Source organism: Shewanella sp. SNU WT4 (genome assembly GCF_006494715.1).
In the GTDB taxonomy this organism is placed as follows: Bacteria; Pseudomonadota; Gammaproteobacteria; order Enterobacterales; family Shewanellaceae; genus Shewanella.
This window is the reverse complement of the sequence record NZ_CP041151.1, coordinates 462,868-486,001: the sequence shown is the minus strand read 5'-3', so window position 1 is coordinate 486,001 and position 23,134 is coordinate 462,868. Positions and strand designations below refer to the sequence as shown.

The 23,134-nt window shown below is 43.7% G+C and carries 23 protein-coding genes; 16 read left to right on the top strand and 7 right to left on the bottom strand.

What is annotated here, in order from left to right:
* Positions 1–16 precede the first annotated feature (16 nt).
* The gene (locus FJQ87_RS02225) at positions 17–1,402 is read right to left on the bottom strand and encodes a sigma-54 dependent transcriptional regulator (protein ID WP_140930302.1); all 1,386 of its coding nucleotides are present in this window, start codon (positions 1,400–1,402) and stop codon (positions 17–19) included.
* Positions 1,403–1,690: 288 nt separating this feature from the next.
* On the opposite strand from FJQ87_RS02225, the gene FJQ87_RS02220 reads away from it, so the two are divergent.
* From FJQ87_RS02220 to mutM, 8 genes are all read left to right on the top strand, one after another.
* Positions 1,691–2,512 carry a substrate-binding domain-containing protein gene (locus FJQ87_RS02220; RefSeq protein WP_140930301.1) on the top strand — a complete coding sequence of 274 codons (822 nt, stop codon included), beginning with the start codon at positions 1,691–1,693 and terminating at the stop codon, positions 2,510–2,512.
* Positions 2,509–3,216, top strand: coding sequence for an ABC transporter permease (locus tag FJQ87_RS02215; RefSeq protein ID WP_140930300.1), 708 nt, complete (start codon positions 2,509–2,511; stop codon positions 3,214–3,216). Before FJQ87_RS02220 ends, FJQ87_RS02215 begins: the two co-directional genes overlap by 4 nt.
* Before the next feature lie 11 nt (positions 3,217–3,227).
* Positions 3,228–3,905, top strand: coding sequence for an energy-coupling factor ABC transporter ATP-binding protein (locus FJQ87_RS02210; protein WP_140930299.1), 678 nt, complete (start codon positions 3,228–3,230; stop codon positions 3,903–3,905).
* On the top strand, positions 3,892–4,494 hold the full coding sequence (gene mobA, locus FJQ87_RS02205; RefSeq protein ID WP_140930298.1) for a molybdenum cofactor guanylyltransferase MobA: 603 nt from the start codon (positions 3,892–3,894) through the stop codon (positions 4,492–4,494). The genes FJQ87_RS02210 and mobA overlap by 14 nt, the downstream gene beginning before the upstream one ends.
* 7 nt (positions 4,495–4,501) lie before the next feature.
* Positions 4,502–6,331, top strand: coding sequence for a bifunctional molybdopterin-guanine dinucleotide biosynthesis adaptor protein MobB/molybdopterin molybdotransferase MoeA (locus tag FJQ87_RS02200; protein ID WP_140930297.1), 1,830 nt, complete (start codon positions 4,502–4,504; stop codon positions 6,329–6,331).
* Positions 6,332–6,340: 9 nt separating this feature from the next.
* Positions 6,341–7,327: a GTP 3',8-cyclase MoaA gene (gene moaA, locus FJQ87_RS02195; protein WP_140930296.1), complete on the top strand. Its 987-nt coding sequence runs from the start codon at positions 6,341–6,343 to the stop codon at positions 7,325–7,327.
* Positions 7,328–7,426: 99 nt separating this feature from the next.
* Positions 7,427–7,876 (top strand): hypothetical protein, encoded by a 450-nt coding sequence (locus FJQ87_RS02190; RefSeq protein ID WP_140930295.1) that lies wholly within the window; start codon positions 7,427–7,429, stop codon positions 7,874–7,876.
* A gap of 7 nt (positions 7,877–7,883) precedes the next feature.
* A complete protein-coding gene (gene mutM, locus FJQ87_RS02185) occupies positions 7,884–8,696 on the top strand; it encodes a bifunctional DNA-formamidopyrimidine glycosylase/DNA-(apurinic or apyrimidinic site) lyase (protein ID WP_140930294.1) in 813 nt (270 codons plus the stop codon).
* Positions 8,697–8,787: 91 nt separating this feature from the next.
* On the opposite strand, the gene FJQ87_RS02180 is transcribed toward mutM, so the two are convergent.
* Both FJQ87_RS02180 and coaD read right to left on the bottom strand, forming a co-directional pair.
* Complete coding sequence (locus FJQ87_RS02180) at positions 8,788–10,275, bottom strand: capsule assembly Wzi family protein (protein ID WP_140930293.1); 1,488 nt, start codon at positions 10,273–10,275, stop codon at positions 8,788–8,790.
* 7 nt (positions 10,276–10,282) lie between these two features.
* Positions 10,283–10,762 (bottom strand): pantetheine-phosphate adenylyltransferase, encoded by a 480-nt coding sequence (coaD, locus tag FJQ87_RS02175; protein WP_140930292.1) that lies wholly within the window; start codon positions 10,760–10,762, stop codon positions 10,283–10,285.
* Positions 10,763–11,011: 249 nt separating this feature from the next.
* Here coaD and FJQ87_RS02170 point away from each other — a divergent pair, with 249 nt between their 5' ends.
* The 4 genes from FJQ87_RS02170 to FJQ87_RS02155 are packed head-to-tail and all read left to right on the top strand — an operon-like array spanning position 11,012 to position 14,671.
* On the top strand, positions 11,012–11,392 hold the full coding sequence (locus FJQ87_RS02170) for an HAD hydrolase family protein (RefSeq protein ID WP_140930291.1): 381 nt from the start codon (positions 11,012–11,014) through the stop codon (positions 11,390–11,392).
* A complete protein-coding gene (locus FJQ87_RS02165) occupies positions 11,383–12,966 on the top strand; it encodes a phosphotransferase (protein WP_140930290.1) in 1,584 nt (527 codons plus the stop codon). Before FJQ87_RS02170 ends, FJQ87_RS02165 begins: the two co-directional genes overlap by 10 nt.
* Positions 12,963–13,697, top strand: a complete 735-nt coding sequence (locus FJQ87_RS02160; protein WP_140930289.1) for a glycosyltransferase family 2 protein — start codon at positions 12,963–12,965, stop codon at positions 13,695–13,697. Before FJQ87_RS02165 ends, FJQ87_RS02160 begins: the two co-directional genes overlap by 4 nt.
* The gene (locus FJQ87_RS02155) at positions 13,694–14,671 is read left to right on the top strand and encodes a WavE lipopolysaccharide synthesis family protein (RefSeq protein ID WP_140930288.1); all 978 of its coding nucleotides are present in this window, start codon (positions 13,694–13,696) and stop codon (positions 14,669–14,671) included. The genes FJQ87_RS02160 and FJQ87_RS02155 overlap by 4 nt, the downstream gene beginning before the upstream one ends.
* Position 14,672: 1 nt before the next feature.
* Here the strand turns inward: FJQ87_RS02155 and FJQ87_RS02150 are convergent, their stop codons facing one another.
* Both FJQ87_RS02150 and FJQ87_RS02145 read right to left on the bottom strand, forming a co-directional pair.
* Entirely contained in the window at positions 14,673–15,767 is a 1,095-nt protein-coding gene (locus tag FJQ87_RS02150) for a glycosyltransferase (RefSeq protein ID WP_276613152.1), read from the bottom strand.
* Between the two features lie 241 nt (positions 15,768–16,008).
* Positions 16,009–17,085 carry a hypothetical protein gene (locus FJQ87_RS02145; RefSeq protein ID WP_140930287.1) on the bottom strand — a complete coding sequence of 359 codons (1,077 nt, stop codon included), beginning with the start codon at positions 17,083–17,085 and terminating at the stop codon, positions 16,009–16,011.
* A gap of 338 nt (positions 17,086–17,423) precedes the next feature.
* Between FJQ87_RS02145 and FJQ87_RS02140 the strand changes: the two genes are divergently transcribed.
* From FJQ87_RS02140 to FJQ87_RS02130, 3 genes are all read left to right on the top strand, one after another.
* Positions 17,424–18,461 carry a CDP-glycerol--glycerophosphate glycerophosphotransferase gene (locus FJQ87_RS02140; protein ID WP_140930286.1) on the top strand — a complete coding sequence of 346 codons (1,038 nt, stop codon included), beginning with the start codon at positions 17,424–17,426 and terminating at the stop codon, positions 18,459–18,461.
* Between the two features lie 98 nt (positions 18,462–18,559).
* Positions 18,560–19,324, top strand: coding sequence for a glycosyltransferase family 2 protein (locus tag FJQ87_RS02135; RefSeq protein WP_140930285.1), 765 nt, complete (start codon positions 18,560–18,562; stop codon positions 19,322–19,324).
* A 61-nt stretch (positions 19,325–19,385) separates the two neighbouring features.
* Positions 19,386–20,483, top strand: coding sequence for a glycosyltransferase (locus FJQ87_RS02130; protein WP_140930284.1), 1,098 nt, complete (start codon positions 19,386–19,388; stop codon positions 20,481–20,483).
* A 60-nt stretch (positions 20,484–20,543) separates the two neighbouring features.
* Here FJQ87_RS02130 and FJQ87_RS02125 read toward each other — a convergent pair whose 3' ends face one another.
* On the bottom strand, positions 20,544–21,263 hold the full coding sequence (locus tag FJQ87_RS02125; RefSeq protein WP_140930283.1) for a glycosyltransferase family 25 protein: 720 nt from the start codon (positions 21,261–21,263) through the stop codon (positions 20,544–20,546).
* Complete coding sequence (locus FJQ87_RS02120) at positions 21,260–22,315, bottom strand: glycosyltransferase family 9 protein (protein ID WP_140930282.1); 1,056 nt, start codon at positions 22,313–22,315, stop codon at positions 21,260–21,262. The genes FJQ87_RS02125 and FJQ87_RS02120 overlap by 4 nt, the downstream gene beginning before the upstream one ends.
* 80 nt (positions 22,316–22,395) lie before the next feature.
* On the opposite strand from FJQ87_RS02120, the gene FJQ87_RS02115 reads away from it, so the two are divergent.
* Positions 22,396–23,127, top strand: coding sequence for a 3-deoxy-D-manno-octulosonic acid kinase (locus tag FJQ87_RS02115; protein ID WP_140930281.1), 732 nt, complete (start codon positions 22,396–22,398; stop codon positions 23,125–23,127).
* Positions 23,128–23,134 lie beyond the last annotated feature (7 nt).

Here is a 23,134-nt window from a genome sequence, read left to right as displayed (position 1 = left end):
CACTCAGCCACTTCATTTAGCCTTGCACCTCACCTGAGTCACCCTCAAACCATTCTTTGTACTTACGGTCTAAGGTTTTGCGCGACACGCCTAAGTCACGTGCCGCCGCGCTTTTATTGCCATCATAAGCCGCGACCACGCGGGTAACATGATCTTTTTCTACTTGTTTCAGCGGCCAATCAAGGGGATAACCCGATTGAATTGGTTCATTACTAATAGCCGGTTTACGCCAGTATTCCGCTGGCGGCTTACCTAACAGCAAGCAGCGCTCAATCATGTTTCTTAATTCGCGAATATTGCCTGGCCAGTCGTATTGCTGCAACTTAAGTAAATCTTCATGACTCCACACTACATCCTTAACGCCAAGCTCTGCGGCCAGCATTAAAGTGAAATAATGGGTTAATTCCACGATATCATCACGTCGCTCGCGCAGCGGCGGGATAACTATATCGAGCACATTCAGGCGGTAATATAAGTCTTGGCGGAAATTGCCAGCGTTAACCTCATCAATCAAGGTGCGGTTCGATGCCGCAACCACTCGCACATCAATGGCGACTTCTTTCTCGCTGCCCACAGGGCGCACTGATTTTTGCTCTAATACGCGCAGCAATGCAGTTTGCATTTTAAGCGGCATTTCGCCGATTTCATCTAAAAAGATGGTGCCACCAGAAGCAAAGCTAAATAAGCCTTCGCGGCTCGCTTTTGCGCCAGTAAAGGCGCCAGCCGCATGGCCAAACAATTCACTTTCAAGTAATTCTGGGGCAATGGCGCCGCAGTTCACCGGCACAAATGGGCCTTGGCGACCGCTAAGCTGATGTAATTGCCGCGCCACCAACTCTTTACCTGTGCCGGATTCGCCTTGAATAAGCACCACTGAGTTAGTGGGCGCGACTCTGGCGATAATATCTTTCACATCTCGCATCGCCTGCGAGTTACCGATTATGGTACTGGCATAACCAATCGATACTTCGCGGCGCAGCATCAAGTTCTCGCGCTTTAATAAACGCCGCTCGATACATCTATCCACAGCCGTCATCATTTGCTCTAAATGAAACGGCTTCATGATGAAATCAGAAGCGCCAGCGCGCAGCGCCCGAATGGCAATTTCCATGTCGGCATAACCCGTCATAAAAATCACGTCAGAGCGGCGCTCTTGATCGGATAAGGCTTCGTGCCATTCAATGCCACTGCGCCCGGGGAGGCGAATATCCACCAGCAATAAGTCGAAATGACAGCGCTGACGTAATTGCTCAGCTTCTTCGACACTGCCTGCGGTTTCCACTAAGGCGAACTTTTTGGCTAATGCTTTGCTTAAAAAACTGCGCATGCCAGGCTCATCATCAACAATTAATACTGAGACAGCGGTAGGCATGGTAATAGACTTAGATGGGTTCAGGCTCATATTGTCCTCTGGTGGACATTTTGACTCAATTGGTAGGGAGTCTAGCAAATGTCTGGTCAAGATTGGTCACTATGCACCAAAAAATCTGACTAATAGGACATTTTGTCTAAAAGTTGTGACCTCGATGAGTGTCTAACTTCACGTTTTTTTAAGAATTCACGCTCAGATCGCCATTTGAAACTTGGCATTGTTTTTGCTTGTACGCACGTTTGATTAATGGCATAACATAGCCGCAGCCGTATATTTCTCAGTGCTCGCGGTATCTTAAGATGGACTTCAGGAGCTTTCATGAAAAGTAAAACTATTAGCCAATGGTTAGCGCTAACCTTAGGCGTATTATTTTTGGCCGCAGCCCCAGCTAAAGCCGATAACCAGGTGGTTAAATTAGCCACTACCACTAGCACCGAGAACTCAGGCTTATTAGCCGACCTTCTGCCTACCTTTGAAAAAGAGTCAGGTTACAAGGTGCAAGTGATAGCAACGGGTACTGGCAAGGCGCTGGCCTTAGGTCGTCAAGGTGATGTGGATGTTGTTATGACTCACGCGCCAGGTGCAGAAGCTAAGTTTGTGGCAGAAGGTTTTGGTTGGATGCCACGCGGCATCATGGAAAATGACTTTGTTATCTTAGGCCCAAAACATGACCCTGCTGGCATCCGCAGCAGCAAAACCGCCGCTGAAGCTATGCAGCGTATTGCCCAGTCAGATGTGCCTTTCATCTCTCGCGGTGACAACTCAGGCACTCACATGAAAGAGCTGGCCTTATGGCAAGAAGCCGCTATGTCACCAGAGTTTTCTGGTTACACTTCTGTAGGTCAAGGCATGGGTAAAACCATTCAAATGGCTAACGAATTACACGCTTATACCTTGTCTGATCGTGGCACTTATGTGGCTTATAAGAATAAGACTGATTTAGCCATTGATTTTGATGGTGGCAGCGCTTTAGCTAACCCATATCAAATCATTTTAATCAACCCAAAGAAATACCCAGAACTGAACCACAAGGGTGCTCAGGCCCTGTCTGATTGGTTGATTTCAGAGGCGGCGCAGCAAATGATTAATCAATATAAAGTGCAAGACGAACAGTTATTCAAGGCTACTTACAAGCGATGATTGATAGCTGGACAGCCTTGATGCAGCAGGCCATTGGCCTGCTGTTTTCACTTAATCACGACGTGTGGTCGATTATCGGCGTGTCTTTTATCGTCTCTATCGCCGCACTGCTAATCACGCTCATCCCTTCGATTCTTTTAGGCTTCCTACTCGCTTTTACCCGCTTTCCTGGACGCTGGGTCGTCACCAACTTAGTGCAAACGCTGCAATCTATCCCAACCGTGGTCATAGGCCTGCTGGTATATTTACTGCTAACTCGCACCGGCCCCATGGGCGATTTAGGCTGGTTATTCACTCAAAAAGGCATGATTTTAGGCCAGATGATGATTTGCGCTCCCGTGCTCATTGCCATGAGTCAGGCCGCATTTTCGAGCGTAGATAGACGCGCGTGGGAAACCCCGCTGACTATGGGTGCCACTAAACTTCAAGCCGTATGGGTGGTGTGCCGCGAACTCAGGGCGCCATTAACGTTGGCCATCATTGCGGCATTTAGTCGCATAGTCACGGAAGTCGGTTGCTCTATGATGGTGGGCGGCAATATCATGTACGTGACTCGCAATATCCCAACCGCGATTGCACTTGAAACCAGTAAGGGAGATTTTGCTCAGGCCATAGCCTTAGGTCTGGTATTATTGATACTGGCGCTATTACTGAATTTTGGAATAGGCAGTTTTAGAGGCAAAGCTGAGCCTCGCAGTCATTAATACAGGTTTTTATGCTAACACTCCAAGCCACCGACCTTGTGATGCAATTTGAGCAACGTCGTTTATTTTCTATCCGCTCATTGCAATTTAGCCAAGGGCAGCGCATTTACCTGCAAGGTGAAAATGGTTGTGGCAAAACCACATTAATGAAAGTGTTAGCTGGGCTAATTAAGCCCACTCAAGGGCAGTTGGTAGTCAATAACCAAGGCGCCAAGCACTCACCTTTAGGCCAAGTAGTTTATCTGCATCAACACCCGTATCTTTTTGAAGGCAGCGTTGACTACAACTTAGCCTTTGCGGCGCGCTTTAGTCACGACCCAAGCCAAATAGCCCAAAGACGCGAGCAAGCCATTAGCATGGCCAAACTTGAGCACTTACTTACCAGTAATGCTGCCATTCTTTCGGGCGGCGAACGCCAACGCTTAGCTATCGCCAGAGCTTGGATACTCAACCCTAAGTTATTACTGCTCGATGAGCCAATTTCCAATATGGATAGTGAATCTAGCCAGTTAGTACAAACTATGGTGAGCTCACTTGCCGAGCAAGGCACGGGCTTATTACTCACCAGTCATCAGCGCTGCGGCTTAACCGATATGTGTGAGCAGCACTGGCACATCGACAATCAGCGACTGATAAGCCAGCCCTGGTTATGTAAGCATCACGAGGAAAAACAATATGTCAGCAATTAAGGCGGTGATTTTAGCCGGTGGCAGAGCTCAGCGTATGGGCGGTGATGATAAGGGACTTGTCATCTTAAACGATAAAGCCATGATTGAGCATGTCATCGACAGGATCAACACTCAAGTCGCTGACATAGTGATAAATGCTAATCGTAATCAAGACGTGTATGCGCGTTATGGCTACTTAGTGGTGAGCGATCAAGACTCAGGCTTTTTAGGCCCACTTGCTGGCATTATCAGCGGCCTCAATGAATGCGATGCCAATACCCAATACCTGATCACAGTTCCTTGTGATTGTCCTTTGCTGCCGCTAGATTTAGTGACTCGCATGCAAGCGGCCTTAGAATCCCAAGACGCCGATCTGGCCGTTGCTACCGATGGCAAACGAACTCAGCCTGTGATCATGCTGCTTAAACCCCATTTACGCGACTCAATGCAGGCCTTTTTAGATGGCGGCGATCGCAAAATCGAACTTTGGTATCAACCGCTCAACGTTGCTGAGGTAAGCTTTGCTGATCAGCCGCAGGCATTCATCAATGTGAATACTCAAGAGCAGAAACAGCAACTGGCTACCACTCTTAAAAGCATGGTTAAGTGAGACATTAATGACCCTTCCATTCTCAAATCCGCTGTCTATTCCCGTACTTGGATTTTGTGCCTACAGCGGCACAGGCAAAACCACCTTGTTGAAGCAATTGATCCCTGAATTAAACCACCGCGGTTTACGCTTAGCAGTGATCAAGCATGCTCACCATAATTTTGATGTGGATATTCCAGGCAAAGACAGCTACGAAATGCGCAAAGCCGGTGCCAGACAAATGCTGGTTGCCTCCCATGTGCGCTGGGCATTAATGACCGAAGATGCGCTAGAGGGCGACCCGCAATTACCGCATTTATTGGCACAAATTGAAGCCGATAAAGTCGATATCGTCTTAGTCGAAGGCTTTAAAAAGCTGCAATTACCTAAGATTGAATTACACCGCGCCGCCCACGGCAAGCCGTTTATTCATGAGCATGATGACAATATTCTTGCAGTCGCTTGCTGTGATGACACAGTACTGCCTGAATCTATGCCAAGGTTGGATTTAAACAACATCAATGCCATTGCCGATTATGTCATGAGCTATGTCTCTGACTGGCAGGCAGCACACAAGGCTGCGCAGCTAGTCGTAACAGCAGAGCCTGCATTAGCCCAGCGTCCAATGACCACAGTTGCGCCAGCTCACACCAGTCAAACCTTAAGCGTTAGCCAAGGCGCGCAAGCCATTTTAAACTGCGTCACGCCATTAACTGAGTATCTGTCACTGCCATTAGCCGAGCTTAACGGCGCCGTATTGGCCACAGATGCGATTTCACCAGTGGATGTACCGCAGCAAACTAACTCGGCGATGGATGGCTTTGCACTGGCTTATGACGCGGATATTGCAAAGTATCAGATAGTTGGCCAAGTTTTAGCGGGCCACAGTTTTGAGCGCGCGCTTAACACCGGCGAAGCCGTGCGCATTATGACTGGCGCTCCCATTCCTGCAGGCGCAGATACTGTCGTACCAAAAGAGCTCACCACAGAGCAAGATGGCCACATGAGTTGCCATGACGGCGTTATTCGCGGTCAACATGTACGTTTAGCGGGGGAAGATATTCGCCAAGGCGCCACCGCCCTTACCTCAGGTCAGCGTTTAGGCGCCGCCGAAATTGGCCTGTTGGCATCCCTTGGTTTTGCCCATGCCACTGTGGTTAAAAAGCCTGTGGTGGCGGTATTTAGTACTGGCGATGAAGTGAGTCAACCGGGCGAGGCTCTAAAGCCTGACTGCATTTATGATGCGAACCGCTATACCATCAGCGCCATGGCTACAGCCTTAGGTTGTGAGGTTATCGATCTTGGAATTATCGAAGATTCTGAGGCCGCGTTAAGCGCAGCCTTAAGCCAAGCGGCCACTCAAGCCGATGTGGTCATTAGCTCTGGCGGCGTATCGGTTGGCAATGCCGACTACATCAAAACTGTACTCGCCCAACTTGGCCAAATTAATTTTTGGCGAATCAACATGCGCCCAGGGCGACCACTCGCTTTTGGCCAAGTCAACAAAGCACTGTTCTTTGGTTTGCCAGGTAACCCAGTGGCTGTGATGGTGTCTTTCTTGCAATTCGTGCAACCAGCCTTAAGAAAGCTCGCTGGTGAAGCGCAGTGGCAAGCTAAGTGGCTGCCAGCTATTAGCGATCAAATGCTGCCAAGCCGCCAGGGACGCAGTGAATTTTTACGCGGTGTTTATCATCTTGGCGATGATGGCCGTTTACATGTACGCACGACTGGTCCCCAAGGTTCTGGCATGCTTAATTCCATGGTTAAAGCCAATTGCTTAATCGTGATTGATGATGCTGATGATGCTATTGCCGCTGGGCAAATTGTGTATATTCAGCCGTTTGCTGATTTGCTCTAGGCCAGAAGCATGAGTTTATTGCTCGATAGATTTGATCGCCAAGTGGAATATTTACGCTTGTCGGTCACAGATAGATGCGATTTTCGCTGCGTATATTGCATGAGTGAAGATCCGTGTTTTTTAAACAAGGATCAAGTGCTCAGTTTGGAAGAATTGGCGCAAATCGGCCAAGCCTTTACTGAGCTTGGGGTCAGTAAAATCCGCCTAACTGGCGGCGAGCCGCTAGTGCGCACTGACTGCGATCAACTGGTATCAGCCTTAGCTCAGTTACCTAATTTGCGCGAGCTATCGATGACTACCAATGGCTCGCGTTTAACTAAGCTCGCACCCAATTTAAAAGCGGCGGGCTTATCGCGGCTGAACATCAGCTTAGACACCTTAAATCCCGAAAAATTTACCGCATTAACCCGCAACGGCAAGCTTGAGCGGGTGATTGCGGGCATTGATGCCGCGAAAGCCGCAGGCTTTGATCGCATCAAGATCAATGCTGTGATCCTTAAAGGTCACAATGATGATGAGGTTATCAACTTAGTTGATTTCTGCCGCGGCCGTTCACTCAATATTGCTTTTATTGAAGAAATGCCACTTGGGGTAATATCTGAACGTAAAACCGCCCGTCATTGCAGCAGCGATGAAGTGCGCGCCATCATAGAGCAAAAATATCCCTTGGTATTATCGGCAGAACGCACTGCTGGACCTGCACGTTATTATCAAATGGCTGACAGCGATATCCACATCGGCTTTATTTCGCCCCATAGCCATAATTTTTGCCATGAGTGCAATCGCGTCAGAGTCACGGTCGAAGGTAAGTTACTCTTGTGCCTTGGCAATGAAAATGCCGTGGATTTAAAAGCGCTGCTGCGTGAGCATCCAGGCGATATAGCAAGGCTAAAACAAGTGATTAGTGAAGCTATTTGGCATAAGCCGAAGCAGCACGATTTTGGCGCTGAAGGCGACACTCAAATTCTGCGGTTTATGAATGTCACTGGTGGTTAAGTGCTAGTGATGGCAAATAACGGGTGGCTAGACTGAGCGTCTGACACTCGTTACACTGTCATTGACCCCATCACAAACCACTGCTGGATAGGCTAAGCCATGGCGATCACTCGAAAGCAAATCAATAACCTCATCATTATTTTTTGTCTGCTTTTTATTTCCAGCATGTATTACATCAATCAATATATTAATCCGCCGAGCGCCCCCACTCAGGCGTTATTTGATGCCAGCACTCCACTGCAACAATTACAGTTACAACAAGACTGGCTCAGCATAGACAAACACGTGGTGAACTGCAGCACCAGCGTGAGTAATTGCCAAGCATGGGTACAAGCTTGGCAAAGCTTAACCATTTCACCGTTAACGACTGAGCCAGAGATAGTCTCAGAACCAATGGAGTTGTTAATTCAAGCGGGTAACCTGAGTGAGATGCAATTATGGCTGTATTTTCCTGAGCAAAGGCTATTAAAGTCGCCATCAAGTAATTGGTTTATTATCCCGCCAAGCCAAAATCCAGCGTTAATACCTAGCGCCAACACTCTTAGTTAGGGGCCATATGCCTGAGTTACCAGAAGTTGAAGTCACGCGTCAGGGAATTAGTCCGTACTTGCTTGATCAGCAGGTGACTAACTTTATTGTGCGCAATCCAAATTTACGCTGGCCAGTGCCTGACGTCGCGGCCAATATCATAGGCCACACCATTCGCAGCATTAAGCGCCGCGCTAAGTATTTATTGCTAGAAACCGATGCTGGTACTGCCATTATCCATTTAGGCATGTCAGGCAGTTTGCGGGTGTTAGCCGCGAATACCCCAGTAGAAAAGCATGACCATATTGACTTAGTCATGGCCAATGGCCGCGCTTTACGTCTAAACGACCCGCGCCGCTTTGGCGCATGGTTATGGAGTGAATTGCCAGATGGCCACCATCCTGTGCTGGCGAAATTAGGCCCAGAGCCGTTAAGCCCTGAATTTACTGCCGATTACTTGTTTAACGCCCTTAAGGGTAAGAGCAAGGCGATTAAACTGGCATTAATGGATAATCATATCGTCGTGGGCGTTGGTAATATTTATGCCAACGAGGCACTCTTTGCCGCTGGTATTCATCCGCAAGCCGCAGCTGGTAACATTACTCTGCCTAAGCTTAAGCAACTGACTGAATGTGTAAAAACCATTTTGGCCAATGCCATTAAACAAGGCGGAACTACCTTAAAAGATTTTACCAATGCCGAAGGCAAGCCAGGTTATTTTGCCCAAGAACTGCAAGTGTATGGCCGCGGTAATCAAGCATGTAAACAATGCGGTTTATTGCTGACAGAAATAAAATTAGGCCAACGAGCGACAGTGTTTTGTCGCCATTGCCAACCGTAGCCCATGAAAAAAGGCGCCTTAGCGCCTTTTTATGCTGACCTCATCAACGAGTCATGGGTGCCCTAGTCAATGAGCGAGTTAGATTGGTAAGTTAGAAACGATATTCGTAACTGCCAAATACGCCGCCATTACTGTCATTGCTATCCACAAATTCAGAGCGTGAAGCGACCCCACCGACTGTGACCATACCTTGCCATAATGGCAAACGGTAAGATAATTCCAGCATCAGCAAGTCTTCTTTCGGTGTAATCGGCGCCCAACCATTATTAACGCTTACACCGTCTTTATTTAATTGGGCGTAACGCACAAACGCATTTAAGCCCTGACTATTGGCAAATTGCGCCACCATACCTAACACATAAACCTGCGCGTCACTGTCATAAGTGGAGCCTAACGCTCGGCCGTAGTAGCGTGAGCCACTTAAATAAGTGCTATGTTCATAAAAACAATTGAAGGCGTTTTCGTCTTCGCCACAAGCACGCAAGGTATCGGTATATTCTAAAAACAGCTTATATTGCTGCTGACCATCACCAAAGCGAGTATCGACACCGTATAAATAACCGCAATCAGCTAAATCGAGTGGACTTGGGCCGCTGGAGTCTTCACAGGTTTTTTCAAGATACAAACCGACTGGCACATTCCAGAAACTATCGCTGTAGCGAATATCAAACCCCGCCATTTGGTTACCTAAACGGGAATTCAATGCAGGATCACAAGTCACATCCCCGTTAGCACATTCACCACCGCCAGCGATAGCATCCCACCAACTAGATACTCCACAGTCTTGTCCTTCACCACAAAACTGCATGGTCCAAGATAGTCCGATCTCTAATTGTCTGATGGGACGCAGAGTTCCTCGAGCATTCCAAAGTAAAGTGTGAGGCGCAAAACGCTCTTCTTCAAACATGCCAAAGCCAGAGGTTAGTGTCCAAGGACCAAGCCAAGATAACCAAGGTGTTTCAAAACCATGGGCATCATTACGGCTGATCATAATTGATGGCATAGGCCTAGCATTGCTAGATTTGATTAAACTTGTATCAAATCCAGGCCCCCACCACTGATCTAACGTTCCTGCAGTAATTACCCAATTACCTAGCACCATAGCCATATAGGAGTCATCAAATCTAAACTCTTTCTCATCTAACGGGTCATAATTGGCAGAACCAGATAACTTAAAGGAGAAACGCGTTCCTGTGTATTCTTGCGAAACTTTTAGCTCACCTTGCTCACGATAGTCGCTGCCAAAATGCTGAAAACGTGCAGGATCACTGGCAGCCACAAGTTTTACTTTAGTATTGCCGCGGTTTTCAATGGCATTGCGATAATAAAAATTAACGCGAGCAAAAGCCGCAACTTGCGCTGGTGTCATTAACGATGGTTCGGCTTTCGCTAAATCAACCCCAATACCCGCCCACATTAACGGATAAGTATTGACTGGAACCGTTATCACACCAGCATCAGCAAGGGCCTGAATATCCGACCTTAGGTAAATATCAGAAGTATCAACCCAAGGCGCAGCAACGACTGAGCAACTAGAAAAGAGTATGGCGGCCATCATGGCCTTATAAATATGTGTCATTAACTTCTTATTTAAGTTTGGCATGTAGTGCAGTGACCACATCTGGATGAACAAATTGGCTCACATCACCGCCATGCAAGGCGACTTCTTTAACTAAGGTAGATGAAATAAACGAGTTTTCTTCTGCCGGTGTCATAAACACACTCTCAAGCCCTGGGCTTAAGCGGCGATTCATATTAGCCAGTTGGAATTCATATTCAAAATCAGATACCGCCCGCAAACCACGCACTAATATACCCGCTTGCTGCGCTTTAGCGAAATCCACCAATAAACCTGAAAAGCCAACCACTTCAACATTAGACAAGTGAGACGTGACCTTTTCAACCAAAGCGACTCGCTCGGCTAAACTAAACTTAGGTTGTTTACTTGGATTGGCCGCAATAGCAACCACTACCGTATTAAACAACTTTGATGCCCGCTCAATAAGATCAGCGTGACCATTAGTTATAGGGTCAAAAGTTCCAGGATAAATAGCGCGAGTGTGCATAACAGGCTTCCTTTCGCGTTGGCAAAATAACGAGCAAAGATCCTACCTTGCCTACCGCGGTTTGTGAATGATTAATCCCATTTAAGTTCTAGAATATCATGCTTGTGCGAGATACGACTCACCTTACAGGCTAGACACTATCTAATAGCCACTCTATTAGTAAGTGATTAATTATCATTAATTTCTATTTTGCTTGGCGCACTTTAGCCAAAGTGCTTAAAATAACGCTATTTTTTAAGAGGATTAGCCATGAAAAAGCTCATAGTGGATCTTGATGGGACATTAACTCAAGCAAATACCTCTGATTATGCAAAGGTTTTGCCTAGACTCGATGTGATAGCTAAGCTGAGACAATACCATGCTGATGGTTTTACTATCGTTATCGCAACGGCTCGCAATATGCGCACTTTCGAGGGCAACGTGGGTAAAATCAATATTCATACCTTACCTATAATTACGGCTTGGCTTGATGAGCATCAAGTTCCTTACGATGAAATTTTAGTGGGTAAACCTTGGTGTGGTCATGAAGGTTTTTATGTCGATGATAGGGCGATTCGTCCATCAGAATTTGCCCGCTTAACGCTGGCGCAAATCAATCAGCTAATAGAGCAGGATAAAACATGTACCTGATCACCTCCGCGGCTCTTATTAGCCATGACCTACAATCAGAATTTGGGCCACTGCCTCCAAGTTTTTTACCTGTTGGTAATCAGCGCCTATTTCATTACCAGTTAGCCTTAATCCCAAGTAATAAGCGGATCATTTTAACTCTGCCTGAAGGTTTTGAACTCGGTGCTTATGATCAACAAGTATTAATGCAGCATCAAGTTGAAGTGTTATTTTTACCAGCACAGTTATGCTTAGGCGAATCCGTTGTTTATGCGCTAAATCTTATTGAATTTAATCCACAAACGCCGCTATATATATTACACGGTGATACTTTAGTTGATCATCTCGACATTGAGCCAGACAGCATAGGTGTTAGTCAAATTGACAGTAACTATGATTGGGCCGAATACTTGCCTGAAACCGGTCGACTCCAGCAATATTCAGATAAGCGCCCACCTGTCAGCAATTTAATCGCCAATGGTGTGTTTAGCTTTGCCAATCCTCGAGCCTTAGTTAGGCATTTAATACAAGCTAATTGGAATTTTATTGATGGGATTAATGGTTATCATAAGGAGCACAAGTTAACGCCGGTACAATTTGATACTTGGTATGATTTTGGTCACGGCCACACCTATTACCAATCGAAAAGCCGCATGACCACTCAACGATCATTTAATGAAATGCAAATCTGCGGTCAAATTGTCACTAAATCTAGCCATAAAAAGATTAAGCTAGCCGCTGAAATTCATTGGTACCAAGCTATTCCAGGTGATCTACGTCGCTATACCCCACAGTTATTAGCCAGCCAAGAAACCGACAACAGCGTGCAATATAGTATTGAGTATTTACACCTGACTGCACTCAATGAACTTTATGTGTTCAGTCAATTACCCGCTTTTGCGTGGCGAAATATTCTTAAAGCCTGTGGTAATTTCTTAAAACAAGCACAGCAATACCCACAGCCAGAGCAACTTACCCTCACTGACTTGTTTATCGGCAAAACTCAAGAGCGGCTGCAGGAGTTTGCGACTGAGCAGCTCATTGCGTTAGATTCACCATTAATAATCAATGGCGAGACAGTCTGTAGCATCAATGAATTAGCGCGACTGAGTGCCGCTTATTTACCTACTGACAATGGCAATATCAATGTCTTACATGGAGATTTTTGCTTCAGTAATATCTTGTATGATTTTCGAACCTGCGAAATAAAAGTCATTGACCCTAGGGGGTTAGATGCCAATAATCAGATGAGTATCTATGGTAATAGTTATTATGATATTGCCAAACTAGCTCATTCGATTTTAGGTCTCTATGATGTAATAATCGCAGGCTACTTTGAAGCTGAACTAGTTGATAATAAGCTTGATTTCAAGCTAGTGATATCAAAGCGCCGCCAGCAAATCATGCGTGATTTTATTAACATGATGCAGCAAGAATTTGCCCTTAATAGCCAACAACTGTATGCGATGCAAATTCAATTATTTTTATCTATGCTACCACTGCATCAAGACCGTCCAGATAGACAGCTAAGCTTTATCGGCAATGCGTATCGGCTCTTTGCCAAAATGATTGCACTACAACCAGGTGACCTATGATAGTTATCCCAATGGCCGGACTTAGCTCCCGTTTTTTTAACGCGGGCTATACCGAACCTAAATACATGTTACCCGCCCATGGTATGCCTTTATTCGATCATGCCGTGCTAAGTTTTAAAGCCTACTTTAGCAACACTCAATTCCTATTTATTGTACGTAACTTATATAACACCCCAGAGTTCGTTGCCAATCGCTGCCAAGCCCTTGGCATTGCAGACTATAAAATTGTTGTATTAGAGCAAGATACGCGCGGTCAGGCAGAAACCGTTTACCTTGGCTTAGATGAAGTAAATGATGAGTGCCCTATTACTATTTTCAATATTGATACCTTTAGGCCGAATTTTATCCTGCCAGAGATAGCAAGCCATGCCGATGGATATCTGGAAGTGTTTAAAGGTGAAGGCAGTAATTGGTCCTATGCCAAGCCTGCATCGGCCACCAGCAACGTAGTTGTCGCCACGGCCGAAAAGAACCCTATCTCAGATCTTTGTAGCACAGGCTTGTATCACTTTGCCCATGCCGCAGATTTCAAGCGCGCATTTGAGCAAGAAGTGTGCAAACCTGTGAGTGAATGGCAAAAAGCAGAGCTTTATATCGCTCCGCTTTACAATGATCTCATTCAAGCGGGCAAAGATATTCGCTATCACCTAATTGAGCGTGACCAAGTTATTTTTTGTGGCGTTCCCAGTGAATACGACCAATTTGTTGCTCAAGGGATAATCCCCAAATGATCCGCTTTGAAGATATTAGCGTAGTGATTCAAGGGCCAGTTCAAGCCTCAACCACAAGAGCGCAAGAGCCCGGCATCACGCAGAAGTGCATTGAAAGCGTACGAGAGCACCTACCTGGTGCAACTATTATAATTTCGACGTGGGAAGGTCAAAATTATCAAGGTCTTGAACCTGATTTGCTGTTATTAAACCAAGATCCTGGTGGCACTATCACTTCATTTTCCCGTGAAGGAAAGCCTGGAGCTTTAAACTTTAATCGCCAGTTACTGTCAACTTCCGCAGGTCTTAAACAAGTCAAAACACCCTATGCAATAAAACTGCGATCAGATAACTTTTTGACCGGTAATCATTTTGTTGACTACCAGCAACAGTTTACCCATAGAAATCCCGCAGATAGCGTGTTTAGCGAGCGCGTAATTGTGTGTACTAGTTACTTTCGCCGTTTTGCCGATGGCCAGGAAGTTGTGATGCATCCAAGTGATTTTTTTCACTTTGGTCGAACTGAAGATTTACTTAAGATATGGGGTATCACCCCATTTGCTGACCTGCAGTATGATACGAGTAAAACCGGTAAATTGCAGTACCGCGGCGCCCCAAAAACAGCGCCGCATGCCGAACAAATTTATTGCAATGCTTGGTTACGCGAATTAAATCCAAGCATTCCTTATCTAGAACATAGGCACCATGCGACACAAGCTATGATTGCATGGTGGCAACGATTTATGGCATCTAACTTGGTTATTTTAGAGCCACAACAACTTGGGCTTGGGTTAATTAAACGCTTTATCCCAAAATCCAAGCGCCCAAATGAAATGAGCTATCTCGATTGGTTGTTACTATATAAACAGTATTGTGATCCGAATACCCAAGCTTCTCGCTTAGAATTATTTAGAACCTTAGGCTGGCGTAGACTGGTTAAACTACCCTTAAGCCGTCTTAAATTTAAATCTAAAGCAGTAAAAAAATTTAAATAATCTAATTGGAAATCAAAGAGATATAGCGCTCAGCAACCTTTTTTGCATCGACTAAAGCAAGGATCTCTGCTTGCTGGCAATCTGGATAATCCTCAAGAGCGATATCTAATTTATCGGCTAAGGCAGCTGGATCTCGTCTAGGCACTAAATACTTAGCTAAATTTCCTAAAAGAATTTCATTAGGACCATGGTGGCAATCAGTGCTGACCACTGGCGTACCAACAGCTAGCGATTCAATTAATACTGTCGGTAAGCCCTCATAATCTGAGCTTAACACCAATAGTTTTGCTTGTTTTATCCAAGGAAAGGGATTGGTTTGAAACCCTGGGATAATCACTCGATTTTCAACACCATACTTTCGAGCGGCCTTAAGCGCCTTTTTTTTATTATTACACAGCAATACTAGTGGCAAATGTTGCTTCATTTGCTGTAATGCTTTAAATAAAACATCATGTCGTTTTTGTTTCGCAAATCGACCGACATGGATCATATAGTCTTCATGAGGTATATCCGCAGAGGCTCCAGCGGCCTGCTGAGTTATATGTTCCAAATCAAAAGGATTATAAATAGTGTGGATAGACGCGGGGTTAATTCGTCCAACTTTAGTGATCTCTGATGCGATACCATTCGATACAGTGATCAGGTGTTTACCGTTAAGTGCACGCTTAGCTCTTAACATATCCAAATAGGCAAAAGGGCCAAGTTTACGCTGACGAACTAACTCTTCTTCAATTGAATTATGAACGACAAAATATAACGGTGAAACTTGTGTCCGTGACATCAAAAGATTTGTTTTATCAAGATTTGAAAGAAATAAGTCGAATTTACCAACCTTCTGTTCTAACTCTACAATAAAATCATTCAGCTGCTTTACCGAACGTGATAATCGCCAAAAACTGTCTAAATGTTTATCACTCTCATCGAAACAAAAATGAACAGGTAAGCCTTGAGGAATTTGATGATCACAATGATTTTTCAACACCAATAAATGTGGCTCATGTCCCAGTTTAATCAAAGCTACGGCTAATGTTAGCATCACTTTCTCAGCGCCACCGCCAGCCAGGCTATCAATGGTAATTGCTATTCGCTTTGTCACCCAAATTCTCCAAATTGATATTTAATGATGCTTCTTAAATCCAAAGTGGATTCATGATAGATATAGCTCAAGCTCTATGCTCATTGATATTTATTGTAAACTAAAATTTGAATGAGTAAAAAATCCACCAATGCAATCACCAATCTTGCATACTATTTCTTACTTTATTTGACTGATATCTTACGCACTTTCGTTATAAGTCTAATTGACTGCATATTACATAAGATAATTTCAGCTAGATTCAAAAATTATGCGATACATCGAACCAAAGTTGTAACTGCTGAATGATAACTTCTAATCCATTCATATTAGGCTCATATTTTAATCTTGTTATCAAGGTAACAATGTTTTCCTTGGTCAACAATCGCTCAATATTTAGCTTTAGCATCTCCAATTCGGTCGCAGAACTTACTGCAAGTTGGGCTGATACACAGGCGGCAATACGCGGCGGCTGATCTTTTGATACCGGGGCGGTAAGAGTAGGTACTCGTAGGGCAATGGCTTGCAATAGAGTATCGCCACCACTTAATACTGCAGCCTTGGCTGCTGACAATATATTAATAAACTCTTTATTATTAAGCTGTTTAATAGCAATAACACCTTCGAATTGTGGTAAAGCACTAGGGTAATTAGGACCAAACACCATCACACTCACAATACCCGACGTTAGGTAACTGGCGTGCGCCGCCTTAGCAAAAATATCAGCGGCTAACTCACCGCGAACCTTATGGCCACCGGAGCCTGCATTAAACAGCACAAACTCATTACGCATCAATTGATATCGAGATAATAAGGTCACTTGCGAGACTTTATCTGGCTGGGTAAATACCGGACCTATATTGATAGGCTCTGGCCGGTTTATTAATTTAAGTTTTATCCTATCTAAGCAACTAATAGCTCCAATCACAAACTCAGGTTGCACCACCCAATGACAGTCTGTGACTAACGCGCGTCCAATTTTCATTCCGCGCGCACGCTTACGTTTATGCTGGCTTAAAAATATCACTTTAGCACCGAGCTTATATGCGTGGCTGAGTTGCGATTTTCTACCTGAAGCATCAAAGAAAACAACATCCGGTTGATAGCTGGATATGATGTGATTAACGCTTGTGACTGCTTTAGTAGGACTATCTTTTAATAAACTATATGGATAAGGGCAAGCTAATGCATAAGGCGCTTGCTCGCTCAGGATGAAATGAATGTCAGCACTTGGAAAGGTTTTATTGATGGCATCAGCCAAGATAACACACCGCATATATTCACCCATACCTTCAGCAGATGACACAGGAATGAATAAGATTTTTGGTGATGAAGACATGCATGATCTCTTTGTAATTGATGTTATGAATCAGGCTAATTACTTATTAAATCTCAATGGCGAACAAAAGTAACGACACCTTAACATCAAAACCACAGGCATCACACGTAATGCACAAAATTCACCAGCAACAAGTTACTAGAAATGCCAAGAAAAAGAATAGGAAGAACTAAAAATACACTTCTAAAATAATGCTTTAAAAATTCGATACTCCCAATAGGTAATTTTAAAAGAGAACAATAAAAATTACATCCAATATATGGTCAAATTCGGTTAAAATCCCCTAATCTTAGTTTCCAGAGAAAATACTAGTGACTACTAACCTCAAACGTTACTTAATGTATATTGCCCAAAATTATTCCTATGCTATTTTGCGGCCATTACAACAAGAAATTATCGCGCAAGGTGGTGAAGTCCGTTGGTTTCTCGAAGGTGACGAAGTCAATCCCAGTCTACTCAAGTCAAGTGAGACTCGATTACTCACCGTTGATGATGTCACTCAATGGCAGCCTGATGCTGTTTTTGTGCCTGGCAATACTGTACCGAACTTTATCCCAGGGGTTAAAGTGGGAGTCTTTCACGGTTTCAACGCAGGCAAAATTAATCGACGCGGTAGAGAAGATCACTTTGAAATCAGAGGGTGCTTTGATCTTTATTGCACTCAAGGCCATGACACCACATCCGTTTTCAATCGTTTATCTGATGAATATGGTTTTTTTAAAGTCACACAAACTGGCTGGCCAGCACTCGATCCCCTATTTACCCCTGTCACTAAGAATCCATACATAGACAATGATGACACGCGTAAAACCGTATTAATGTGCTCAACATTCTCACGCAATTTAACTTGTGCACCTCATCTGTATAATGAAATAAAAAGACTATCAGAATCAGGTAAATGGCGCTGGTTAATTCAATTCCATCCGAAAATGCCAATCGAAGTGGTCGAGATGTATAAGGAACTGCAGGGGCCAAATCTCACCTTTGTTGAGACAGATAATGTGATCCCGTTACTGCAGGCGGCGGATGTCATGCTGTGCGATACCTCATCGATTTTAATCATGTTTCTATTACAACAGAAACCGGTTGTGACCTTTAAGAACCTCAATCCTCAGCCACACTTAATGAACATAGAAGACAGCCAAGAGATTGAATCCGCATTAACACACGCTCTAGAACAACCCATTGACTTGATGAATGAAATCACAAAATATTCACAGATCATTCATCCCTATAAGGATGGTAAATCTAGCGCCAGAGTATTAGCCGCTGCCAATGAACTAATTTCTAGCGGGCTAGGCTCTTTATCGCCTAAGCCCCTCAATTTAATTCGCGAATTGAAAATGCGCAAAAAGCTGAACTATTGGAAATGGTAAGTGGGCCAAATCAGCGACCCATCTCGAAACCAAACGTAATTAAGGGTTGGCATTCAAACTAGCCATATGCTCACTGTGAATAATCTGGACCAATTTTTATGAAAAAACATTCTTTATCCGTCATTCTGATCACTAAGAATGAAGCCGACCGCGTAGAACCGTGCCTAAAATCAGTGGCTGACATTGCCGATGAAATAATCATCCTTGATAGTGGTTCAACCGATGGCACAGTTACCATTTGCCAAAAATATACCAGCAACATAGAAATTACTGACTGGCCAGGCTTTGGTAAGCAAAAACAACGCGCGCTCAATAAGGCCAGTTGTGATTGGGTGTTATCCATAGATGCTGATGAAGCTTTAGATGAAACCATGCAGCAGGCACTTAGCAATTTACTGGCGCAAGAGCATATTGATGAAACAGCCTTTACCCTGCCTTGGGGAGTTACCCTTTATGGTAAAACCTTAAAATACGGCCGGAGCGCGAGATCTGTACTGCGTTTATTTAAGCGTGATGGCGCCAAATACACCTTAGATGAAGTGCATGAAACTGTCATACCAAGCGCAGGCAAAACAGGCAAATTAGCTGGGTTGCTATTGCATTACACCCACAGAGATTATGGTCATGGCCTTCATAAAGCAGGGCAATATGCATGGCTAGGCGCGCAAAAATATCATCGTAAAGGTAAAAAATCCCACGGCCTCGCCTTAGCATTACTCAGAGGAATGTGGACTTTTTTCCATATTTATATCCTTCGCCGCGGCTTTATGGACGGCAGTGTTGGCTTTATCGTCGCCATGACTTACGCCCAAGTAAACTTCAACAAGTATGTTGGTTTATGGCTGCTAGAAAAAAAATGCTGAGACCATCAACCAAATATTATCGTTACGTGGCTAAAACCTCACGTTGCTTCGTAGGTAAAATATGAAACATATCGTTTATGTTATTGAAGACATTACCACAACCGGTGGAATAAGAACTAGTATACTAGGAAAATCGAACCTATTTATTAATCAGGGATTTAAGGTATCTATTATATCTACAAGAATTTCTTCAAACACTTCAGCATCATGCAACAGCTCCAAAATTAATTATATTAATCTTGGTATAGAAAGAGAGTCATATAGCAAAGCTAAATACTTGTCAAAATTAAAAGTCACACTAGAAAACCAATTATCTACTATTGAACCTACACATATATTTTTCTTGATGGATAGAGGGTTGAAAATATATCCAAAAATAAAAACAACAGCCAAAAAAATTATTGAAATTCATGGTAGTTATGACTTTTACAGAAACTATTTAGCAAAAAAAAATTCTTTTATAAGAAAGATCATAAAACTTAATAGATTTAGAATGCTAAAAGTAAAACTAAATAATTTTGACCTAGCGGTCATATTATTTGAGTCTGATAGAGTCAAGTGGAACCTTAAAAACTCAGTGACCATTCCTAACTTCATTAGAGAAATAACTACAACGACCAATGGAAGATTAAATAACAAACACTTTATGGCTGCAGGAAGACTTTCTTACGAAAAAGGTTTCGACATGCTTATCATGGCATGGGAAAAAATAGTCAATAAAGGATATAACTTTAATCTTTCAATTTACGGATCTGGCCCAGAAATAGACAATTTAAACAAACTAATAAATAAATTAAACTTACATGAACATGTGAAAATAATGCCATTTACAAGTAATTTAGATAGCTTATTTAATGACTACCAAGCAATAATAATTCCATCTAGATACGAGGCATTCCCAATGATCGCATTAGAAAGCCTTTCTCATAATGTACCAGTGATATCTTTCGAAACAGAATCTGGGATTAAAGAAATTATAACAAATGAAGTAGACGGATTACTAACCTCTCTTGGGAATATAGAGCAACTTTCAGACAACATAATACGTATGTCTGACCGTGATTTTAGAGCTTCTCTTGCTAAAAATGCAGAAGTTAAAGTTGCCAAATATTCAGCAATGAATGTTTTAAAATGTTGGAATAATCTTTTAAACTCATAGCCATATAAAATCACTAATTAAATAAAACTCTCGTTTTTTAGCGAGAGTTTTATTTAAAAATCAGTATTTCCAAGAAATATTTTTCATCACTGATTCATAAACCCTGAACAGTTCTACTGATAGCTTGTTAATAAACCCAAGATGTTGTTTATTTTTGCGATTATTACCTATTGTTGAAACTATATTAGCACGCCAACAAATTGAAGGATAAACACTATAAGCTTGAATACGATGTAACCATGGTTTTTCCATAAGATCATCACACGGAAAGATAAATTTAGCACTAGCATCCATGAAGGCTCTTGCAGCTTTTGGTGTGATAACATAACCTGTTGCACCAGACGTTCCCTTATTATAAATACCCAATTTGGTATCACTACAGATAGGCTCTAACGCTTTAAACTTTCGTCCGTTTAATGTTGCCGACAACTTAATGTAATCATAACTCTTAGTTTTATTTAATAAAGCATCAATAACTTGTTTAAAATCTCCTGAAACGTCTATGTTATCCTCAAGAACTACGATTGATTCACCTAGTTCAATACATTTTTCCCACATTAAATAATGACTAGCATAACAAGCAACCTCACTAGAAAGTAAAGTATAACCCTTAAGCTTCAGAGTTATTTCTGGAGCAGCACGTTCAGATAAACTGAAATCTGGCACAGCCGCATCGACAGCATCAAAGAATTCAAACTCAACGCCAGCCACTGCCATTTTTTCAGTCATCAATTGCCGACGCTCGGTTGAGCGCGCAAGATTAATTACAAATACTTTCATATAGTCTCAATTTGTTGCAGTGATAAAACTTGCATCTGGGCTAATTTCAACTCAACTTGTTCAACGCTAATTCTTGCCATGAGATCGCTGCCTTTGGCGCGCTTACCCCAAGGAATATCACCTTGTGGATGCTGTTCTAAGATCACTTGGTCATACACGCTCACAACTAAGTCTTGATATAAATATGGGCCAGTGCGGCCAGGATTTGAATGGGCATATAAACCAATCACTGGGGTGCCTTGGGTTACCGCCATATGGGCAGGCCCTGTATCTGGGGCAATAACTACTGTGGCACGCTTTAATAGTGCGAGCATCTGACACAAAGTGGTCTTTCCCACCAAATTGGTTAGCTTAACGCTGCAATTGGCTTGAATTTGCACGGCTAATTGCTGCTCACTGGCGCTTGGGCCGCCGCACAGTAATACTCGCAAGCCACGCTCGCTAGCATAGTTAGCGATGGCGCCATAACGCTCAGGTAACCAATTTCGCTCGGCCTTGCTGGCTGAAGGACAAATAATTAACGTTTTATCATCAGCATGAATATGTTCAGCGGCAAACTCACTGTCAGCGGCAGTTACTGGAATATTCCACTGCGGCGTTAAATCTTTTACGCCTATGGCAGCAGCAAAGCCCATAAAGCCATCAAGTACATGGGGCTGCGTTTGCGGGGTAATCGCTTGATTAGTAGCTAACCACTGGCCTTCTTTAGCGCGCGCTTTATCAAAACCAATACGGGTTCTAGCCTTAATACATAAAGAGGCGACCGTGGCACGCAGTGCTACTTGCATATGCAACAGCACATCAAACTTGCGGCCGTTAAGATTAGCTCTTAACTGCTGATAACTGCGCCAACCCAATGATTTATCGAAGATAACAAATTCAACCCCAGGCAAATGCTTAAGCAATTGATATTCAACTTTGCCAATCACCCAAGTGATAGTCACAGTTGGATATTGTCTTTGAATCGCTTGCACCATAGCCACCGCATGACACACATCACCAATGGCGGAAAGACGTAAAAGACAAAGAGATTGATGAGGTGCAAGTTCCATAGCAGTCGCCAGTTAATTAATGCAAGGCGTGGATCTTAATGTAGAATAGCCTCGTGTTCCATGTTTTGGCCCAACTAAATATGTCATTTAAGCTCAATATCCAAAAGCTTGATCAAACAAGCTTACTTTCGACTCAATTTGCACCACAGCAATTGAGCCCTAACTGGTTTGAGCCTGATTTCTGGCAGCAGCAAAATGCGGTGTTCGGCACCTCTTGTGGACGCTATACCACTTGGTTTGTGCAGCATGAGTCTGAGCAGTGGGTGTTACGCCACTATTGGCGCGGCGGCGCGATTGCTCGTCTATCCAAAGATAAATATTGTTATCTGGGTTTGCAGCGCACACGCGCGGCGGCGGAACTCACCTTATTAAATACCCTGTGGATTGAAGGCTATCCGGTGCCAAAACCCATAGCCGCGCGGGTTATTCATCACGGGCTGTTTTATCAAGCCGACATTTTGATTGAAAAAATTCCTGAAGCGCGCGATTTGGTGGATATTCTTGAGCGTCAAAGCCTTGATGATACGCAGTGGCAAGCGCTTGGGGCTTGCATAGCCAAGTTTCACCAGCGCGGTGTCTACCACGCTGATTTAAACGCAAAAAACATTATGCTTAACCCGCAAGGCTTTCATTTAATTGATTTTGATCGCGGCGCAATTAAGCCTGCGAATCATCAATGGCAGCAAGCCAACTTAGCCCGTTTATTGCGCTCTTTCACTAAAGAGAAAACCAAGCAGCCTAAGCTTAACTTTAGTGATAGTGCGTGGATGCAACTGCTTAAAGGCTATAACCTTACCCGCGCTCAAGGCTAAATGATTA

Bases quoted from the DNA above. Each gene is read 5' to 3' on its own strand.
- FJQ87_RS02220 (WP_140930301.1), top strand. From the start codon at position 1,691: ATGAAAAGTAAAACTATTAGCCAATGGTTAGCGCTAACCTTAGGCGTA.
- FJQ87_RS02155 (WP_140930288.1), top strand. From the start codon at position 13,694: ATGATCCGCTTTGAAGATATTAGCGTAGTGATTCAAGGGCCAGTTCAA.
- moaA (WP_140930296.1), top strand. From the start codon at position 6,341: ATGAGTTTATTGCTCGATAGATTTGATCGCCAAGTGGAATATTTACGC.
- coaD (WP_140930292.1), bottom strand. From the start codon at position 10,762: ATGCACACTCGCGCTATTTATCCTGGAACTTTTGACCCTATAACTAAT.
- FJQ87_RS02200 (WP_140930297.1), top strand. From the start codon at position 4,502: ATGACCCTTCCATTCTCAAATCCGCTGTCTATTCCCGTACTTGGATTT.
- FJQ87_RS02125 (WP_140930283.1), bottom strand. From the start codon at position 21,263: ATGAAAGTATTTGTAATTAATCTTGCGCGCTCAACCGAGCGTCGGCAA.
- mutM (WP_140930294.1), top strand. From the start codon at position 7,884: ATGCCTGAGTTACCAGAAGTTGAAGTCACGCGTCAGGGAATTAGTCCG.
- FJQ87_RS02135 (WP_140930285.1), top strand. From the start codon at position 18,560: ATGAAAAAACATTCTTTATCCGTCATTCTGATCACTAAGAATGAAGCC.
- FJQ87_RS02170 (WP_140930291.1), top strand. From the start codon at position 11,012: ATGAAAAAGCTCATAGTGGATCTTGATGGGACATTAACTCAAGCAAAT.
- FJQ87_RS02180 (WP_140930293.1), bottom strand. From the start codon at position 10,275: ATGACACATATTTATAAGGCCATGATGGCCGCCATACTCTTTTCTAGT.
- FJQ87_RS02190 (WP_140930295.1), top strand. From the start codon at position 7,427: ATGGCGATCACTCGAAAGCAAATCAATAACCTCATCATTATTTTTTGT.
- FJQ87_RS02115 (WP_140930281.1), top strand. From the start codon at position 22,396: ATGTCATTTAAGCTCAATATCCAAAAGCTTGATCAAACAAGCTTACTT.
- FJQ87_RS02165 (WP_140930290.1), top strand. From the start codon at position 11,383: ATGTACCTGATCACCTCCGCGGCTCTTATTAGCCATGACCTACAATCA.
- FJQ87_RS02130 (WP_140930284.1), top strand. From the start codon at position 19,386: ATGAAACATATCGTTTATGTTATTGAAGACATTACCACAACCGGTGGA.
- FJQ87_RS02225 (WP_140930302.1), bottom strand. From the start codon at position 1,402: ATGAGCCTGAACCCATCTAAGTCTATTACCATGCCTACCGCTGTCTCA.
- FJQ87_RS02145 (WP_140930287.1), bottom strand. From the start codon at position 17,085: ATGTCTTCATCACCAAAAATCTTATTCATTCCTGTGTCATCTGCTGAA.
- FJQ87_RS02120 (WP_140930282.1), bottom strand. From the start codon at position 22,315: ATGGAACTTGCACCTCATCAATCTCTTTGTCTTTTACGTCTTTCCGCC.
- FJQ87_RS02210 (WP_140930299.1), top strand. From the start codon at position 3,228: ATGCTAACACTCCAAGCCACCGACCTTGTGATGCAATTTGAGCAACGT.
- FJQ87_RS02140 (WP_140930286.1), top strand. From the start codon at position 17,424: ATGTATATTGCCCAAAATTATTCCTATGCTATTTTGCGGCCATTACAA.
- mobA (WP_140930298.1), top strand. From the start codon at position 3,892: ATGTCAGCAATTAAGGCGGTGATTTTAGCCGGTGGCAGAGCTCAGCGT.
- FJQ87_RS02215 (WP_140930300.1), top strand. From the start codon at position 2,509: ATGATTGATAGCTGGACAGCCTTGATGCAGCAGGCCATTGGCCTGCTG.
- FJQ87_RS02160 (WP_140930289.1), top strand. From the start codon at position 12,963: ATGATAGTTATCCCAATGGCCGGACTTAGCTCCCGTTTTTTTAACGCG.